Genomic DNA, 16,544 nt, shown 5'->3' on the forward strand with positions numbered 1-16,544 from the left:
ATGACCGCGACCGTCTCGAAGCCCGCACACGTCAAGTACCGACGGGAGGCGGACGGCGGACTCGTCTACGACCACGAGAACTACGGCTACGAGGACGCCTCGCTGTACGCCGTCAGTGACACCGTCCTCGAGGTACTCGAGTTCGTCGACGGCGGCAGACCGCGCGAGGCGGTCGAGGCCGAGTTCTCGCCCGCCGTCGTCGAGTCGCTGCTCGAACGCGGGGTGCTCGTCGATGGCGAGTGACCCGCTCTCGGCACCCGTCACGATCACGTGGGAGGTGACGCTCGGCTGTAACCTCCACTGCGATCACTGCCTCTCGGGCAGCGGCCCCGGCCACCAGCTCCCGAACGAGCTGAGTACGACAGAGGCGAAGTCGTTCATCGACGAACTCGACGAGATGGACGTCTTCCAGGTGAACATCGGCGGCGGCGAGCCGTTCGTCCGCCCGGATATGCTGGAACTGCTCGAGGAGCTCACCGAACGGGACATCTCGACGTGCGTGAGCACGAACGGGACCCAACTCGACGAGGCGACGCTCGATCGCGTCGAGGCGATGGACCCGCTGTTCCTCCAAGTGAGTATGGACGGGCTGCGCGCTGAGAACGACGCCATCCGAGGCGAGGGCGTCTACGAGCAGGTCGTCGACGCGCTCGGCCGCCTCGAGGACCGGGACATCGGCACGACAGTCAACACGGTCGTCACCCGCCAGAACGTCTATGACCTCCCGAAGATCTACGACCTCGCCGAGTCGCACGGCGCCGGCCTGCGATTGAACCGGTTCCGACCGAGCGGTCGCGGGGAGGACGCATGGGAGGAGTTCCGCCTCGAAGCCGACCAGATCCGGTACCTCCACGGGTGGCTCGAGGACCGCCCGGACGTCCGGACGGGGGATTCGTTCTTCTACCTGAACGCGCTCGGCGAGGTCCGAAACGACACGCTCAAGCAGTGCGGCGCGGGCTCGATGACGTGTCTGGTGGACCCCGCCGGCGACGTGTTCCCCTGCGCGTTCACGCAGTGGGATCACCTCGCCTCGGGCAACGTCGTCGAGGACGGCTTCCAGACGGCGTGGGACGAGATTGCGAACCTGCGGAGCCGGATCGACGACCACGAGGGCTGTCCGGCCGTCGCGATGGGGAGCTCGGACCCGAACGGCGAGGACCCGCAGCTCCGCGCGATCCTCTCGGGTGACTGATCGCCCCCCGTCGGAGCCGACCGGATCGGACGTCGCCGCCACAGTGCCGGCCGGAACCGATGTCGACGCCACAGAGCCGACCGGCTCGGACGTCGCCGCCCCGAAGCTGCAGTCCGAGCCGGCCGATCGCTACCGACTGCGCGAGGGCGTCAGACTCCTCGGGGACGTCCTCATCTCGACGCGGCCGCTGACGGCGACGCGAGTCAACGACGCCGCCGTCGCCGTCGTCGACGCGCTCGACGACTACCGGGGGGCGTTCCGCGATGTCTCGTCGCTCTCCCGAGCGACCGGCGCGAAGCCGACGGCCGTGGCGACACTCTGTGAGCGGTTGCACGACCGGGGGCTTCTGGCGTGGCGGCCCGGCCGCGACCCCGCGTTCCGCCCGCCGGTGTCCGTCGTCGTCACCGTCTGCGACGACCGCGAGAACCTCGTGGCGTGTCTGGACGCGCTGGCGGCGCTTCGGTACTCGAGCGTCGAGGTGGTCCTCGTCGACGACGGGTCGACCGACGGCACGCCCGAGGCGGCCGCACGGCACCGACTCGCGAGGGAGGGGCGCCTGCGCGTCGTCTCCGTCGGCTCGCCGTCGGAGCCGCTGGGGATCGGCGCGTCCCGGAACCGCGGCGTCGAGGCGGCGAGCAACGAGATCGTCGCCTTCACCGACGCCGACTGCCGACCGCGTCCCCGGTGGCTCGCGGACCTCATACCGTACCTCGCCGGCGCCCACGTCGTGGGGGGTCGCATCCGACCCGCGGGATCGGACGCGGCGAGCGCGTACGAGGCGGAGAACTCCTCGCTCGATATGGGTCCGTACGCCTCGCGGGTCGATCCCGCGGGCGCGACGCCGTATCTCGCCACCGCGAACGTGGTCGGCCGGCGGGGCGTCTTCGAGGCCGTGCCCTTCCCCGATCGTAACGTGGCCGAGGACGTCGACGTGTGCTGGCGGGCGATCGACGCCGGCTACGACGTCGTCTACGTTCCGACCGGGACCGTCGAGCACGCGTATCGGACGGGACTCGGGTCGTTCGCCGCGCGGCGCACCGCGTACGGCGCATCGGAGGCGCTGCTCGCGCGGACGTACGGGCCCGACGGAGGGGTGGGCGGGGGGAAACAGCGATCCGACCGGAGTCAGGGATCCGAGAAGGGGCCGGGATCCGACCGGAGACAGCCGGACCGCGTCGGCGTTTCGACCGCCCTCGTCGCTGTCGTCGCGCTCGCGGTCGTCGGCGCGGCGACGTCGGCGTGGACTCCGATACTCGGCTCCGTCGTCGCGGTGCTCGGCGTCGCCGCGGTTGTCGGCGGCCGCCGGCGCTGGCGACAGTACCGTCGACTCGCTCCCGCAGTGACCGCGGGTGACGTCGCCCGTAGCTGGGCTCGAGAACGGCTTTCGTCGGCTTACTCCCTCTCTCGAGAGATCACCCGCTACTACGCTCTCCCGCTCGCGCTCCTCGGTGCGCTGGGCGTCGCTTCCGGGCGTCTCCAGTCGATCGAGGGGGCGGACGCCGTCGGTGCGGCCCTCCTCGCGGCCCTCGCCGTCGCGGCCGCGCTCCCGCTCGCCGTCGAGTACCGGATCTCAGCCCCCGACACGTCGTTCGTCGCCTACGCGGCCTACTACCTCGCAGACCACGTCGGCTACCAGCGCGGCGTCTACCGCGGCGCCCTCGCTCACCGGACGGTCGCACACCTCCGTCCGGACTCCCGGTTCCGGCTCGTCGGGTTCGGAGCGGCGGCGGTCACGGGGGCGCTCGCGGCGACGGCGAACGCGGTGTCCGCGGCCGCGAACGCACTCACAGCAGTTCGTTCGCCCTGAGGAACTCGACGACGCGGTCCGCGGCATCCTCCGGCGGCGCGTCGATCCGCTCGCCGGCGCTTCTCGTCTCTCCCTCGCCCCGTCCGAGCATCCGGTAGATGCGCTCTTCGACGGTCCCGGTCCGCGGCGGCCGGCCGCGACCCCAGCGCTCGTTTGGGGTCACGTGCTCGACGGTGGCGCCGCCGATGCTCATCGAAAAGCGCGTCTCCCCGGGGACGAGATCGGCGAGGTCGTTCGATTCGATCTCGGCGCGGCGGCCGGCGATGACGGTGTCCATCGACGCGCGGTCGGGGTCGGCGAACCCGGCGTCGACGCCGATGACGACCGGCAGCGACGCGACGACGACCTCCTGTCTTCCGATCGCGAGCTTTCGCTGGACGGCGAGGTCGGTGTCGGAGGTGCGGTCGTCGATGGCGTCGGGATCGGCCGCGTCGGCGTCGAGGTTCTCCGCGCCGAGTTCCGTGACGCGCGTCACGCTCGGCCAGTCGAGTCGGGCCGCCGCGAGGCCGGCGATCTCGGGCCCCGAGAACGACGACGACTCGCCGACGAACACCGCGTCCGGCGACTCCCGCGCGGCGACGCGGGCGAGGGCCGTCGCGAACTTCTCGCCGGCGATCGACTCGATCGGATCGAACCGCACGTGGATGCCGCGATCCGCGCCGCGTTCGAGCGCGGACCGGACGCACGCCCGCGCGTCGTCGCCGCCGACGCCGACGGCGACGACCTCCTCGGCGGCGTCGAGCGCGGCTTCCAGCGCCACGCGGTCGTCGATACTGAGCTGCATCCGGTACGGCTCGGCGGTGCCGTCGTCGTCGAGGACGCGGTGCGGCTCGGACCGCGCGGTGACGAGCGCCCTCATTTCGCCGTGTACCCCCCGTCGACCGGAACCGTCGCGCCCGTGATCGCCGCCGCGTCGTCGGACGCGAGGAACGCGACCGTGCGCCCGACGTCCTCGGGGGCGGCCATCCCGAGCGGCGTCTCGGCGACCATCCGTTCGAGCGTCCCCTCTCCCGGCGTTTCTCCGGCTTCCGCGTCGATCGCCTCCTCGAGCATCGGCGTCTCGACGACGCCCGGACAGACGGTGTTCGCCCGGATCTCCGGCGCGTACTCGACGGCGATCGACCGCGTGAGCGACACCAGCGCGCCCTTCGTCGCGGTGTAGATGTCCATCCCCGGTTCGGCCACGAGCGCCGCGACCGACGCGTTGTTGACGACGACCCCGGTCCCGTCGCCCGTCTCCCGCATCGCGGGGATCGCGTGTTTGCACGCGTACATCGGTCCGCGGAGGTTCACGCCCGTGAGGAAGTCGTAGGCGTCGTCGGCGAACTCGGTGACCGGCCCGTCTGCCTCACGGGAGGCGACGGCGGCGTTGTTGACGAGCACGTCGAGCCGTCCGTACTCGACCTCGGCGTGGTCGACCATCGCTTTGATCGCCTCCTCGTCGCTCACGTCGGTCTCGACGAACGATGCGTTCCCTGCGTCTCCATCGGCCTCGATGGCCTCGACGACGTCCGCGGCGCGCTCCGCGTCGAGATCGGCGACGACCACGTCCGCCCCGCGTCCCCCGAGCACGCGGCAGGTGGCCGCGCCGATCCCGCTCGCGCCGCCCGTGACGATCGCCGTTCGGTTATCGAGACGCATCGTCACCCGAAGTCGAACTCGACACCTTTGCCACCCGACGCCTTCGACCAGGAGACGGCCCCCTTCTCGGGGTCGTTCGCGCAGAAGACCATACACGCGCCGCACTCGACGCAGGGCTCGTACGCGAAGTAGATGCCGCCCTTCTGATCCTCCTGGTAGTCGAAACACTGCGCGGGACAGAGGTGCAGGCAGGGCTTGTCCTCGCAAGTGACGCAGTAGTCGTTGTCGACGGTGATGTGGGCGTCCTCGCTGACGTCCCAGTTCACCGTCTCCAGATCGTCCTGCACGCTCATCGGTCGGTTCCTCCGCTGCTCGCCGTCTGCCGTTGTGTGGTATGTGAATACATAGCTCTGGGTTCGTCTGCACTGTCGGTGCGAACGCGCATTGCTCTTTGGGTCATCGACTCGGGGGTCGGGGGCCGCATCCGGATCATAGCGACCGGAACCCCCGGTACCCGTCCTTGAGGAGGTCGAGGACGCCGGCGTCGCTCCGGCGGAAGGCGCGGTAAGCCTGCTTCCACGTTAGGCCCTCGGCGTCGCTACGGGCGGAGTACATCCCCCGCAGCGTCTCGGCCGCGATACCGGGATATGCGCCGTACATCCGCTCGTTCTTCAGGAACTCCGGCAGGTGCCGGTGCTGTTTCATGTCCTGCAGGACGTACGAGTCCTCCAGTCGGTCGTCGTACCGGCGGCCGAAGGCGTCCCAGTCGCCGTCCCGCGCGCAGTCGATGGCGGCGTCGGCCGCGACGAGGCCGCTCTTGATGCCGTAATCCAGTCCGCGGAAGGTGTACCCCTTGTTGAGGACGAGTCCCGCGGCGTCGCCGACGAGCGCCACGCGGCGGCTGTACCGCTCCGGCAGCGTGTCGTAGGAGTGTTCGGGGATCAAGATCCCCTGGTACTCCTCGACCGCGTCGCCCTCGACGTAGGGGCGGACCGTGTCGAGTTCCATGAACTCCTCTAAGAGCGCGTACAGCGGCGTTCCCGATTCGCCGTAGCCCTGATCGCCGAGCCACCGGAGCGTCTCCAAGCCGCCGACCGCGCCGACGGAGATGTACTCCTCGAACGTGTAGATGAAGTACCCGATGGTCGGCGCGCCCTCGGGGAAGCCGGTGTAGATGTACGCCGCGCCCTCGCCGCTGTCGAGGGTGAACCGCTCGTTGATCCGCTCGCGGCCGACGTCGACGACCTTCTTCACCGAGAGCGCCATATCCTCGTTTCGCATCGTCCGTTGGATGCCGGTCTCTCGGCCGACCGTCGTGTTCACGCCGTCGGCGCCGACGACCGCGTGGCAGGTCAGGTCGCCGTCGCGCCGATCGGTGTGAACGACGGCGTGATCCGGCTGCTGAGAGACGTTCTGTACGGTGGTCTCCGGGAGGAAAACGACTCCCTCCTCGACCGCGCGATCGACGAACCACCGATCGAACTTCCCGAGCAGCAGGGTGTGGTTCGGCTCCTCGCGGAGTGCGAGGTCGCGATAGCCCACGGAGACCTCCGCGTCCCCGTGCAGGAGCTTGATGTTGTGTTCGACGACGTGCCGCTCCAGCGGCGCCTCGTCGGGGAACTCCGGAACGAGGTCGTCGAGGATGCTCCCGTAGAGCACGCCGCCGGTGACGTTCTTCATCCCCGGCTGCTTGGCGCGTTCGAGTAGCGCGACGTCCATCCCCTCTGTCGCCAGTCTGTACGCCGCGGCGGTGCCGGCGCGTCCCGCGCCGACGACGACCACGTCGAAGTCCGTATCGGTCATTCTGTCACCTCGGTCTCGTCTGCCGCTTCACTCGTCTCGTCTGCGACCTCCTCAGTCTCTTCGTTCGTCTCATTTGTCTCTTCGCCAGTCTCGTCACCCGTGTCTGACGCGTCCGCCTCGTCTGTCTCACCGACCGCCGCGCGGACGGCGTCGGCGAGCGCCGGCGCGTACTCGTAGGCGTCGCCGACGATCCCGACGTCCGCGAAGTTGAAGATGCGCGCGTCGGGGTCGCTGTTGATCGGGATCAGGTACTCGGCGTTCACCGACCGCATGTGGTAAGAGTCCCCCGAGATGGCCAGCGGGACGTACAGTTCCACGTCGATCTCCTTGCCGGTGACGCCGATCTGTCGGTCGTAGGGGACCCACTCCTCGTCGGCGGGCGGCCGCGAGGCCCCGACCGCCGCGCCGAGAGACTCCGCGAGGTTCTCGACGAGACCGAACCCGTCGGGGCCGCCGAGCCCGAAGCCGCCGGCGACGATGCGCCGCGCCTTCGCGAGGTCGGACTCGGGCACGTCGACCGTCTCGACGTGACGGACCCGGTCGTCGCGTTCGACGGCGACCTCGACGGTTCGGACGGTCGGCGATCCGGTCGCCGGCGCCGACGGCGTCCCGAGCGCCTCCCGGTTCAGCGTCGCGACCGGCGGCTCGCGCTCGAAGTCGATCTCCGCGTAGGCTCGCCCCCCGTACGCCGCCCGCCCGGCCGAGAGTTCACCGTCTCGGACCCGGAGCAGGCAGTCGGTGACACAGCCGCTCCGGAGGCGGCTCGCGGTCGCCGCCGCGAGGTCGGCGCCGTCCGGGGTGTCCGGGAGGAGCACCGCCCGGACGCGGCCGCCGTCGTCACCGCCGCTGCCGCCGTCCTCGACATCCCGAGCCACCGCGGCGAGCGCCGCCGCGCGCGATCGGACGCCGGCGGCACCGGCCTCGAAGGCGGATCCGCCCCCGTCCGCGGCGTCCCCCTCGGGGACCGCGTGGACGATCTCGTCGGGGCTCCCGGCGGCCAACTCCTCGGGGTCGACGAGGCCCTCGAACGCGACGGCGACGACCGACGGGCGGCCGGCGCCGTCGCGAGTGCCGCCGTCGTCGCCCCCGAGGGCCTCCGCGATGCGGTGGGCCTCTTCGAGCAGCGCGACGTCGTCGGCCTCGGGGACGACGAGTATCTCGCTCATCACGCCGACAGCTCCCGTGCGAGCATCTCGCCGTCGTAGATCGCCTTGTCGATCAGCCGCGGCGCGACGCAGTCGCCGATGCGGTGGACCGCCGCCGAATCGGCGCTCTCGGCGCGGATCGCGTCTGCGAGCCCGGTTCGCGCCTCGCGGCGCTCTGCGACCACGAGCGAGTCGGTCTCCACGCTGCGCATCTCCTCGGAGTAGACGTTCAAAAGCTGGGCGGTCCCCTCCTCGAAGCCGACGATCGTCGTGTGCGTCTCGATGTCGACGTCGTTCTCGTACAGCGCTTCGAGGAACGGCGGCACGTTCGTCCCCTCCAGCTGATCTCCGGGGTGATAGGAGGTCGTGACGAAGGTCACGTCGTGCCCGCCGTCGAGGAGGTACTGCGCGACGCTGACGCCGGCCGCGTGCTTGTTGTTGTCGAAGACGACGACGCTGTCGCCGACCGACTCCCCGCGGAGGACGTCCCACGAGCGGTGGACGTCGGGGCCGGCGAGCGCCGGCTGTTTCTCCTCGGCGCCGATGGCGACGACGATTTCGTCCCAAGACTCGTCCGCGACGGTCTCGGGCGTGACCTCGGTGCCGGTCTCGACGACCACGTCGCGGTTGTCAAGCTGATTGCGGAGGTTGCGGACGGCGTCGCCGAACTCCTGTCTCGAGTCCACCTGCGTGGCGATGTTCGACTGGCCGCCGAGCTCGTCCTCGCGCTCGCGGATCGTCACGTCGTGGCCCAACTCCGCCGCCGTGACCGCGAAGGAGAGCCCCGCGGGACCGCCGCCGACGACGAGGACCTGGCGGGCGTCGGGCGCGCTCTCGACGTCTTCGACGTGCGGGATCTTCGTCTCGCGTCCCGAGCGCGGCGTCTGGATGCAGCCGACGTGGCCCTTGGTGTGGATGCCGCCCAGGCAGTTCTGGTTGCACGCGATGCAGTGAGTGACCTCCTCGTCCTCGCCGCGGCGGACCTTCCGCACCGTGTCGGCGTCGCAGATCAGCTGTCGGCACATCCCGATGAAGTCCGCGCGGCCCTCCTCGAGGATGTCGTTGCCCTTCGTGAGGTCGTTGATCCGCCCGGCCGCGATGACGGGGATATCGAGGAGTTCGCGCGCCGCGCCGTAGTACTCGGAAGTGTACCCGAGCGGCGCGTGCATCGGCGCGTCGGTGATGTGGAGCTTCGAGATGGTGGCGATGTCCGAGTCGATGAAGTCGACGCTCGGGTGGAACCGCCGCATCACCTCGACGGCGTAGTCGTAGTCGTAGCCGCCGTCCTCCATCTCATCGAGCGTGAAGCGGATCCCCACCGGGAAGTCGTCGCCGACGCGGTCGCGGATCGCCTCGACGACCTCGTTTATCAGCCGCACGCGGTTCTCGGTCGATCCGCCGTAGCGGTCGGTACGCCGGTTGTACTTCGGGGAGATGAACTGCCGGAGGACGCCGTCGTGGCCGGCTTTCAGTTCGATACCGTCGAGGCCGCCGCGCTTTACGTGTTCGGCCGTCTTCGCGAACCCGAGTTTCACCTCCTCGATGTCCCCGCGCTCCATCCGCTTTGGCATCTCGTAGCCGAACTCCGAGGGGACCGCCGAGGGGGCCCACGTCTCCCGCATCGCGTGTTCGCCGGTGTCCTCCCCGCCGGTGTGTTGGAGCTGTGCGAACACCTTCGTTCCGTGCCGGTGGCAGGCGTCGGCGATCCGTTCGAGCCGCGGTACCACCTCGGGATCGTATCCCGCGGCGTACATCGGATTCGACGCGCTCGGATGGACGAGCATACTCGAGGGTCCGATGATGAGTCCGACGCCGCCCCGCGCTCGCGCCTCGTAGTAGGCGGCGTCGCGCGCCGTCGGGAGACCGTCCTCGGCGAACCCGGTCTCGTGAGCGAGGAACACCGTCCGGTTCGGGACGGTGACCGAGCCGATCCGCCTCGGTGTGAAGAGCATGTCTGGCATAAGTTGTGTGTCGTTGCCTGTCATTGTACTGGGCGGGCGGAAATAAAGATGTACCTCCGGTGACACCGGTGCCGGTGGTGGTGCCGGCGATACTTGTATAAGACTCCCCGTCATCTGTGTGATACTGTCATGGACGCGTCGTATCCGTTCGCCGCAATCGTCGATCAGGCCGCGATGAAGCGAGCGCTGCTCGTCAACGCGGTCAACCCGAAGGTCAGCGGGCTCCTCCTCCGGGGAGAGCGGGGGACCGGGAAATCGACCGCCGTCCGGGCGCTCGCGGACGTGCTCCCGACGCGGGAAGTCGTCACCGACTGCCCGTACGGCTGTCCGCCGGACGACCGCGACCGGATGTGCGAGGAGTGTCGCGAGCGCGCCGACGCCGGCGAGGACCTGCCGACCGAGAGCCGGCAGATGCGGGTCGTCGACCTGCCGCTGAACGCCTCGGTGGACCGCGTCGTCGGAAGCATCGACTTCCAGAGCGCGGTCCGGTCGGGAAGTCAGCGGTTCGACCCCGGCATCCTCGCGGCGGCCAACCGAAACATCCTGTACGTCGACGAGGTGAACCTCCTCGACGACCACATCGTCGACGTCCTCTTGGACGCCGCCGCGATGGGCGAGAACGTCGTCGAGCGCGAGGGCGTCTCCGTCAGGCATCCGGCGGAGTTCGTCCTCGTGGGAACGATGAACCCCGAGGAGGGGGACCTCCGCCCCCAGCTGCTCGACCGGTTCGACGTGGTGGTCGACGTCGCCGCGAGCGACGACGTCGACGAGCGCGTCGAGATCGCCGCCCGCCGCGAGCGGTTCGACGCGGACCCCGCGGCGTTCCGGGCGGCCTACAGCGACGAGCAGCGCGCGGTCGAGTCGCGCCTTCGACGCGCCAGACGCCGCGTCGACGGAGTCCGCGTAGACGAGGACCTGCTCCGAGACGCCTCCTACGAGGCGCTCAGACAGCGGGCACACGGGATGCGAGCCGACATCGCCGTCGAGCGGATCGCGCGGACCCTCACCGCGCTCGACGGCGACGACGAGGCGACGAAAGCGCACGTGGCGGAGGCGCAGTACTTCGCGTTCCCGCACCGCGTCGAGGGCGTCGCCGAGATGAACTTCGGCGAGGGCGTGCTCTCGAGCAGCGACGACGAAGAGCCCGAGGCCGGAGACGAAGACGACGAGAGCGACCCCGACGGCGACGACTCCGTCGACACGGGGGCCGGCGGGATCCCGATCGCCGAGGGCGAGGAGTCCTACACCGTCGACTCGACGGCGATCGAACCGAACCGGGACCGGACGATGCGCGAGGCGCTCGCGCGGCGGACCCCGTCCCGGGTCGACGTCCGGAGCGGCCGATACGTCCGCTCGCGCATCCGCGAGGACGTCGACGACGTCGCCATCGACGCGACCGTTCGGGCGGCCGCGCCCCACCAGAAGCGTCGCCGCGAGGGCGACGTGAACGGAGGCACGTCCGAGGGGCGCCAGGGCGGCCTCGTCATCGAGCCGCGGGACCTCCGGCAGAAGATCCGCGAGCGGACCGCGCGGGCGCTCGTCGTGTTCGTTGTCGACGCGAGCGGGAGCGTGATGAGCGGCCGGCAGATGATGGAGACAAAGCGCGGCCTGCTCTCGCTCGTCGAGGACGCCTACCGTGCGCGCGACCGCGTCGCGGTCGTCGTCTTCCGCGGCGAGGACGCGTTCACGCTCGTCGAACCGACGCGGAACCACCGGATGGCGCGCGACGCCGTCTCGCGGTTGACCGTCGGCGGCAACACGCCGCTGGCGCACGGACTCGTCGAGGCGTACCGGCTCGTCCAGCGCGAGCGACGCCGCGATCAGGACCTCTACCCGCTGGTCGTAGTGCTCTCTGACGGCCAGTCGAACGTCGAGTACCGCGAGGACGGCGACGCGAGAGAGGACGCGTTCCGCGCGGCCGCGCTGTTCGCCGAGGACGACATCCCGTCGGTGTTCGTCGACACGGGCTACGAACTCGACACGACGCCCGACGAGATCTGGACCGACCAGAAGGCCCGGCGGATCAAGCGGAAGCGCTTCGAGCGGAACCTCACGTTCGCGGAGACGCTGGGGGCGGACTACCTGCCGCTCGTGGAGCTCCCGCGCGACGCCGACTTGCCGACCGAGACGGAATCGGAGGGGCAGTCGGCGTGACTCGGCGCCGACCGGCGACGCGAGGGCGGGCGGGCAGGAGACAGACGAGAACGGAGCGGCTGGACGACGACCGACGGGACCGAACACGGACGACCGCGGGACGCGAAACCCCCGAAGGAGACACCCTATGACAGACCACAACACACACGCTGAGACCACACCGCGCGATGCACAGTCGAGTGACGCCCACGGACACGAGGAGGAGTCCACGGGCCAGACGTTCCCCTTCACCGCCGTCGTCGATCAGGAGGCGATGAAGCGCGCGCTCGTCCTCAACGCGATCAACCCCGCCATCGGGGGCGTCCTCATCAGGGGCGAGCGCGGGACGGCCAAGTCCACGGCCGTCCGGGCGCTCGCGGACGTGCTCCCGACGCGGGAAGTCGTCACCGACTGCCCGTACGGCTGTCCGCCGGACGACCGCGACCGGATGTGCGAGGAGTGTCGCGAGCGCGTCGACGCCGGCGAGGACCTGCCGACCGAGAGCCGGAAGATGCGGGTCGTCGACCTCCCGCTGAACGCCTCCGAGGACCGCGTCGTCGGCAGCATCGACCTCGAACGCGCCGTTAGGGAGGGCGAACGCGAGTTCGAGCCGGGGATCCTCGCGGACGCCAACCGGAACATCCTGTACGTCGACGAGGTGAACCTCCTCGACGACCACATCGTCGACGTCCTCTTGGACGCCGCCGCGATGGACGAGAACATCGTCGAGCGCGAGGGCGTCTCGTTCCGCCACCCGGCGGAGTTCATCCTCGTCGGGACGATGAATCCCGAGGAGGGCGACCTCCGCCCGCAGCTGCTCGACCGGTTCGGACTGGTCGTCGACGTCGAGGGCGTCAACGAGGTGGACGACCGCGTGGAGATCAGCCAGCGGCGGTCGGCGTTCGACGCCGACCCCGAGGGCTTCCGCGCGGAATACGAGTCCCGGCAGGCGGACCTCCGCGACGACATCGTCGCGGCTACCCGGCGGCTCCCGGACGTGTCCCTCGGCGACGACGTCGCGCGGTTGATCGCGGGCGTGAACATCGAACTCGACGTCGACGGTCACCGCGGCGACATCACGCTCCGACGCGCGGCCCGCACCCTCGCGGCGTTCGAGGGCGAGTCGGACGTGTCGGTCCGGACGGTCCGGCGTGTCGCCCGAATGGCGCTGGAGCACCGCCTCCAGCGCCTCCCGTTCGAGGAGGAAGAACAGGACGTGATGAGCGCGTTCCACGACGTGCGGCGCGAACTCGGACTCGAGGACTGATTGTTCTCGTCTCGTTTTGGTGGGCGCTCACCCCGTTGACGACGCTCGCCGGGACACAGTGAGAACAGTCAGTGTGACGCGACGCGGTCGATTCTCGGTCGTCCCCACGTAACCGCGGTCTGACCGATCACTCGATGTCGGCGGCGTCCCTCCGCTCGTCCGGCACCGAGCGGCAGCCATCCGTCATACATCACGGTCTATAGTTGTCCATCCCACATTCTTATGGTAGGTGAGAATCATCTTCATACGGGGACAGATAGCACGGATCACGTAGGCGCTGTCCCCGGAGGAACACCCATGGTAGAATACGATTTCGACGGGACGGTCGCGTTCGTCACCGGCGCCGGACGCGCGCAGGGACGGTCGCACGCACAGCACTACGCCAGACACGGGGCAGACGTCGTGGTCACCGACATCTGCGAGAACATCGAGTCGAACCCCTACGACCTCAGCAGCGAGGACGACCTCGCGGAGACCGCGCGGCTCGTCGAGGACGAGGGGCAGGAAGCGCTCCAGATCCAGATGGACGTCCGCGAGGAGAGCCAGGTCGAGGCCGCCGTCGGGGAGGCGATCGAGGAGTTCGGTAAGATCGACGTCCTCGCGAACAACGCCGGGATCTTCAACGCGGCCGATATGACCGAGATGCCCGAGCAGCAGTGGGACGAGATGATCGACACGAACCTCAAGGGCGTCTGGCTCTGCTCGAAGCACGTCGGTCAGCACTTCGTCGAGCGCGGCGACGGCGGCAAGATCGTTTCTACCTCGTCGGCGGCGGGGCTCGTCGGCTCGCCCGGCGCGGGCCACTACGTCGCGACGAAACACGGCGTACTGGGGCTGACGAAGACGCTCGCGCTGGAGCTGGCGGAGTACGACGTCAACGTCAACGCCGTCTGCCCGACCGGCGTCGACACCCCGATGATCGCGGGGTTCGCCGAGGCCTACGGCGAGGAGATGATGGACGAGATGGGGGCGTTCAGCGGCCCCTGGAGCCTCTTCGAGGGCGTCGATATGATCGAGGCCGAGGACATCAGCGAGGCGTACATGTGGCTCTCCAGCGACGCCGCCCGCTACGTCACCGGCATCGCCCTCCCGGTCGACGCCGGAATGACGATCAAGTAACCACTCGACAGCGACTGAAATGGTAAGCTACGACTTCAGCGGCAAGGTGGCGTTCGTCACCGGCGCCGCACACGGACAGGGTGAATCGCACGCGATCAACTACGCCAAGAACGGCGCGGACGTCGTCGCCGTCGACCTCAACCGGAACAAGGAGACGGTCCCGTACGACCTCGGTACCGCGGACGAGCTCGAAGCGACCGCCGAGGCGGTCCGAGAGCACGGACAGGAGGCGCTGACCGTCGAAGCCGACGTCTCCGACGAGGCCCAAGTCGAAGCGGCGGTCGAGGCGGCGATCGACGAGTTCGGCAAGATCGACGTCCTCGCGAACAACGCCGGCATCGAGTCGTTCGCCGAGGCCGTCGAGATGGACGAGGCGATGTGGGATGAACTCCTCGAGACGAACCTCAAGGGGATCTGGCTGTGTGCGAAACACGTCGGCCAGCACTTCATCGAGCGCGGCGACGGCGGCAAGATCGTCAACACCGCGTCGGTGTCGGGGATGACGGGCATCCCGCTCGGCAACGCGCACTACGTCGCCGCCAAGCACGGCGTGGTCGGCCTCACGAAGACGCTCGCGCTCGAACTCGCCGAGTACGACGTCAACGTCAACGCGGTCGCGCCGGGCGGGATCGACACGCCGATGGTCACCGGGCTGATCGAGGCCTACGGCGAGGAGATACTGGGCGAGTCCCAAGAGCTCTCGGGCCCGTGGAACATCTTCGACGAGGAGGGGATGCAGGACTCACAGTCGATTACCGACGCGTATCTGTGGCTCTCCAGCGACGCCGCCCGCTACGTCACCGGCATCACGCTCCCGGTCGACGCCGGCTTCACGGCGAAATGAACCGCGACAGGACACGAAGACGATGGTAGAATACGACTTCAGCGGCAAGGTGGCGTTCGTCACCGGCGCCGCACACGGACAGGGGCGATCGCACGCACAGCACTACGCGAAACACGGCGCCGACGTCGTCGTCACTGACATCGCCGGGAATATGGACACGGTCCCGTACGACCTCGGGACGAGCGACGAACTCGACGAGACCGTGAGCATCGTCGAGGACGAGGGACAGGAGGCCCTCGCGGTCCAGATGGACGTCCGCGACGAGAGCCAGGTCGAAGCCGCCGTCGGGGAGGCCCTCGACGAGTTCGGCAAGATCGACATCCTCGCGAACAACGCCGGGATCGCGCACTTCGGCGACCTCGTCGAGATGGACGAGGCGATGTGGGACGAGATGCTCGATACGAACCTCAAGGGCGTCTGGCTCTGCTCGAAGCACGTCGGCAAGCACTTCGTCGAGCGCGGCGACGGCGGCAAGATCGTCTCCACCTCGTCGATCTACGGGCTCTCGGCCGGGCCTGGATCCGGCCACTACATCGCCGCCAAGCACGGCGTCGTCGGGCTGACGAAGACGCTGGCGCTCGAACTCGCCGAGTACGACGTCAACGTCAACGCGATCTGTCCGACCGGCGTCGACACCCCGATGATCTCCGGCGTGATGGAGGCCTACGGCGAGGACGTCCTCGACGACGTGATCGCGACGACCGGCCCGTGGAACCTCTTCGAGGAGGGGATGATCGAGGCGAGAGACATCAGCGAGGCGTACATGTGGCTCTCCAGCGACGCCGCCCGTTACGTCACCGGCATCGCGCTCCCCGTTGACGCCGGGATGCTCGCGAAGTAAACAGGCGGCACAGCGAAACACAGATGGTAAGCTACGACTTCAGCGGCCAGGTGGCGTTCGTCACCGGCGCCGCGCACGGACAGGGACGATCGCACGCACAGCACTACGCGAAACACGGCGCGGACGTCGTCGTCACCGACATCGCCGGGAATATGGGCACGGTCCCCTACGACCTCGGGACGAGCGACGAACTCGAGGAGACGGCCTCGCTCGTCGAGGACGAGGGCCAAGAGGCCCTTTCGATCCAGATGGACGTCCGCGACGAGAGCCAGGTCGAAGCCGCCGTCGGGGAGGCTCTCAACGAGTTCGGCCGCATCGACATCCTCGCGAACAACGCCGGCATCGTGACGGTCTCGGATGCGACCGAACTGGACGAGGCGATGTGGGACGAGGTCATCGACACGAACCTGAAGGGCGTCTGGCTCTGTTCGAAACACGTCGGCAAGCACTTCATCGAGCGCGGTGACGGCGGCAAGATCGTCACCACGACCTCGCAGGCGGGGATGACCGGGAACCCCGGAATCGTTCACTACGTCGCCTCGAAGTGGGGCGTCGTCGGGATAACAAAGACGCTGGCGCTCGAGTTGGCCGAGTACGACGTCAACGTCAACGCAGTCGCCCCGTCGGTCGTGAACACGCCGATGGTCCCGGGAATGGTCGAGGCCTACGGCGAGGAAGCGTTGGGGGCGATCGGTGAGATGGCCGGGCCGATGAACATCTTCTCCCCGGAGGATCCCGGCATCGATCCGAGTTACATCAGCGAGGCGTACATGTGGCTCTCCAGCGACGCCGCCCGCTACGTCACCGGTATCGTGCTGCCAGTAGACACCGGACACACCGCGAAATAGACA

15 protein-coding genes are annotated in these 16,544 nt (G+C 69.0%); 9 read left to right on the top strand and 6 right to left on the bottom strand.

The annotated features are described in order from the left end of the window. Genes mftB2 through ACT3HL_RS06110 form a run of 3 tightly spaced genes read left to right on the top strand, consistent with a single transcriptional unit; the run spans window position 1 to window position 2,999 of the window. Window positions 1–243, top strand: a complete 243-nt coding sequence (gene mftB2 / locus ACT3HL_RS06100; RefSeq protein WP_445085923.1) for a mycofactocin biosynthesis chaperone MftB2 — start codon at window positions 1–3, stop codon at window positions 241–243. Further along, window positions 233–1,192 (top strand): mycofactocin radical SAM maturase, encoded by a 960-nt coding sequence (gene mftC, locus ACT3HL_RS06105; protein ID WP_445085924.1) that lies wholly within the window; start codon window positions 233–235, stop codon window positions 1,190–1,192. Before mftB2 ends, mftC begins: the two co-directional genes overlap by 11 nt. Then, complete coding sequence (locus ACT3HL_RS06110) at window positions 1,185–2,999, top strand: glycosyltransferase (protein ID WP_445085925.1); 1,815 nt, start codon at window positions 1,185–1,187, stop codon at window positions 2,997–2,999. The genes mftC and ACT3HL_RS06110 overlap by 8 nt, the downstream gene beginning before the upstream one ends. On the opposite strand, the gene ACT3HL_RS06115 is transcribed toward ACT3HL_RS06110, so the two are convergent. The 6 genes from ACT3HL_RS06115 to ACT3HL_RS06140 all read right to left on the bottom strand — a co-directional run bounded on the left by ACT3HL_RS06115 (window position 2,977) and on the right by ACT3HL_RS06140 (window position 9,513). Further along, window positions 2,977–3,858, bottom strand: a complete 882-nt coding sequence (locus ACT3HL_RS06115) for an electron transfer flavoprotein subunit beta/FixA family protein (protein WP_445085926.1) — start codon at window positions 3,856–3,858, stop codon at window positions 2,977–2,979. The two genes, ACT3HL_RS06110 and ACT3HL_RS06115, sit on opposite strands and share 23 nt — an antisense overlap. Further along, complete coding sequence (locus ACT3HL_RS06120; protein ID WP_445085927.1) at window positions 3,855–4,640, bottom strand: glucose 1-dehydrogenase; 786 nt, start codon at window positions 4,638–4,640, stop codon at window positions 3,855–3,857. The genes ACT3HL_RS06115 and ACT3HL_RS06120 overlap by 4 nt, the downstream gene beginning before the upstream one ends. Window positions 4,641–4,642: 2 nt before the next feature. Next, window positions 4,643–4,933: a ferredoxin family protein gene (locus tag ACT3HL_RS06125; protein WP_445085928.1), complete on the bottom strand. Its 291-nt coding sequence runs from the start codon at window positions 4,931–4,933 to the stop codon at window positions 4,643–4,645. A 136-nt stretch (window positions 4,934–5,069) separates the two neighbouring features. Then, a complete protein-coding gene (locus ACT3HL_RS06130) occupies window positions 5,070–6,383 on the bottom strand; it encodes an FAD-dependent oxidoreductase (protein ID WP_445085929.1) in 1,314 nt (437 codons plus the stop codon). Further along, a complete protein-coding gene (locus ACT3HL_RS06135) occupies window positions 6,380–7,549 on the bottom strand; it encodes an FAD-binding protein (protein ID WP_445085930.1) in 1,170 nt (389 codons plus the stop codon). The genes ACT3HL_RS06130 and ACT3HL_RS06135 overlap by 4 nt, the downstream gene beginning before the upstream one ends. Beyond that, window positions 7,549–9,513 carry an oxidoreductase gene (locus tag ACT3HL_RS06140; RefSeq protein WP_445085931.1) on the bottom strand — a complete coding sequence of 655 codons (1,965 nt, stop codon included), beginning with the start codon at window positions 9,511–9,513 and terminating at the stop codon, window positions 7,549–7,551. Before ACT3HL_RS06140 ends, ACT3HL_RS06135 begins: the two co-directional genes overlap by 1 nt. 105 nt (window positions 9,514–9,618) lie before the next feature. Between ACT3HL_RS06140 and ACT3HL_RS06145 the strand changes: the two genes are divergently transcribed. From ACT3HL_RS06145 to ACT3HL_RS06170, 6 genes are all read left to right on the top strand, one after another. Continuing rightward, window positions 9,619–11,643 carry a VWA domain-containing protein gene (locus ACT3HL_RS06145; RefSeq protein WP_445085932.1) on the top strand — a complete coding sequence of 675 codons (2,025 nt, stop codon included), beginning with the start codon at window positions 9,619–9,621 and terminating at the stop codon, window positions 11,641–11,643. Window positions 11,644–11,770: 127 nt separating this feature from the next. Further along, the gene (locus tag ACT3HL_RS06150) at window positions 11,771–12,889 is read left to right on the top strand and encodes an AAA family ATPase (RefSeq protein ID WP_445085933.1); all 1,119 of its coding nucleotides are present in this window, start codon (window positions 11,771–11,773) and stop codon (window positions 12,887–12,889) included. A 297-nt stretch (window positions 12,890–13,186) separates the two neighbouring features. After that, complete coding sequence (locus ACT3HL_RS06155) at window positions 13,187–14,008, top strand: mycofactocin-coupled SDR family oxidoreductase (RefSeq protein WP_445085934.1); 822 nt, start codon at window positions 13,187–13,189, stop codon at window positions 14,006–14,008. Window positions 14,009–14,027: 19 nt separating this feature from the next. Beyond that, window positions 14,028–14,852 (top strand): mycofactocin-coupled SDR family oxidoreductase, encoded by an 825-nt coding sequence (locus ACT3HL_RS06160; protein WP_445085935.1) that lies wholly within the window; start codon window positions 14,028–14,030, stop codon window positions 14,850–14,852. 22 nt (window positions 14,853–14,874) lie between these two features. Continuing rightward, on the top strand, window positions 14,875–15,693 hold the full coding sequence (locus ACT3HL_RS06165) for a mycofactocin-coupled SDR family oxidoreductase (protein ID WP_445085936.1): 819 nt from the start codon (window positions 14,875–14,877) through the stop codon (window positions 15,691–15,693). A 23-nt stretch (window positions 15,694–15,716) separates the two neighbouring features. Beyond that, a complete protein-coding gene (locus ACT3HL_RS06170; RefSeq protein ID WP_445085937.1) occupies window positions 15,717–16,541 on the top strand; it encodes a mycofactocin-coupled SDR family oxidoreductase in 825 nt (274 codons plus the stop codon). Window positions 16,542–16,544 lie beyond the last annotated feature (3 nt).

It is taken from the genome of Halobellus sp. GM3 (assembly GCF_052545375.1).

Excerpts from the sequence above, each read along its gene's own strand:
- mftB2 (WP_445085923.1), top strand. The coding sequence starts at position 1 with ATGACCGCGACCGTCTCGAAGCCCGCACACGTCAAGTACCGACGGGAG.
- mftC (WP_445085924.1), top strand. The coding sequence starts at position 233 with ATGGCGAGTGACCCGCTCTCGGCACCCGTCACGATCACGTGGGAGGTG.
- ACT3HL_RS06115 (WP_445085926.1), bottom strand. The coding sequence starts at position 3,858 with ATGAGGGCGCTCGTCACCGCGCGGTCCGAGCCGCACCGCGTCCTCGAC.
- ACT3HL_RS06120 (WP_445085927.1), bottom strand. The coding sequence starts at position 4,640 with ATGCGTCTCGATAACCGAACGGCGATCGTCACGGGCGGCGCGAGCGGG.
- ACT3HL_RS06125 (WP_445085928.1), bottom strand. The coding sequence starts at position 4,933 with ATGAGCGTGCAGGACGATCTGGAGACGGTGAACTGGGACGTCAGCGAG.
- ACT3HL_RS06130 (WP_445085929.1), bottom strand. The coding sequence starts at position 6,383 with ATGACCGATACGGACTTCGACGTGGTCGTCGTCGGCGCGGGACGCGCC.
- ACT3HL_RS06135 (WP_445085930.1), bottom strand. The coding sequence starts at position 7,549 with ATGAGCGAGATACTCGTCGTCCCCGAGGCCGACGACGTCGCGCTGCTC.
- ACT3HL_RS06140 (WP_445085931.1), bottom strand. The coding sequence starts at position 9,513 with ATGACAGGCAACGACACACAACTTATGCCAGACATGCTCTTCACACCG.
- ACT3HL_RS06145 (WP_445085932.1), top strand. The coding sequence starts at position 9,619 with ATGGACGCGTCGTATCCGTTCGCCGCAATCGTCGATCAGGCCGCGATG.
- ACT3HL_RS06150 (WP_445085933.1), top strand. The coding sequence starts at position 11,771 with ATGACAGACCACAACACACACGCTGAGACCACACCGCGCGATGCACAG.
- ACT3HL_RS06155 (WP_445085934.1), top strand. The coding sequence starts at position 13,187 with ATGGTAGAATACGATTTCGACGGGACGGTCGCGTTCGTCACCGGCGCC.
- ACT3HL_RS06160 (WP_445085935.1), top strand. The coding sequence starts at position 14,028 with ATGGTAAGCTACGACTTCAGCGGCAAGGTGGCGTTCGTCACCGGCGCC.
- ACT3HL_RS06165 (WP_445085936.1), top strand. The coding sequence starts at position 14,875 with ATGGTAGAATACGACTTCAGCGGCAAGGTGGCGTTCGTCACCGGCGCC.
- ACT3HL_RS06170 (WP_445085937.1), top strand. The coding sequence starts at position 15,717 with ATGGTAAGCTACGACTTCAGCGGCCAGGTGGCGTTCGTCACCGGCGCC.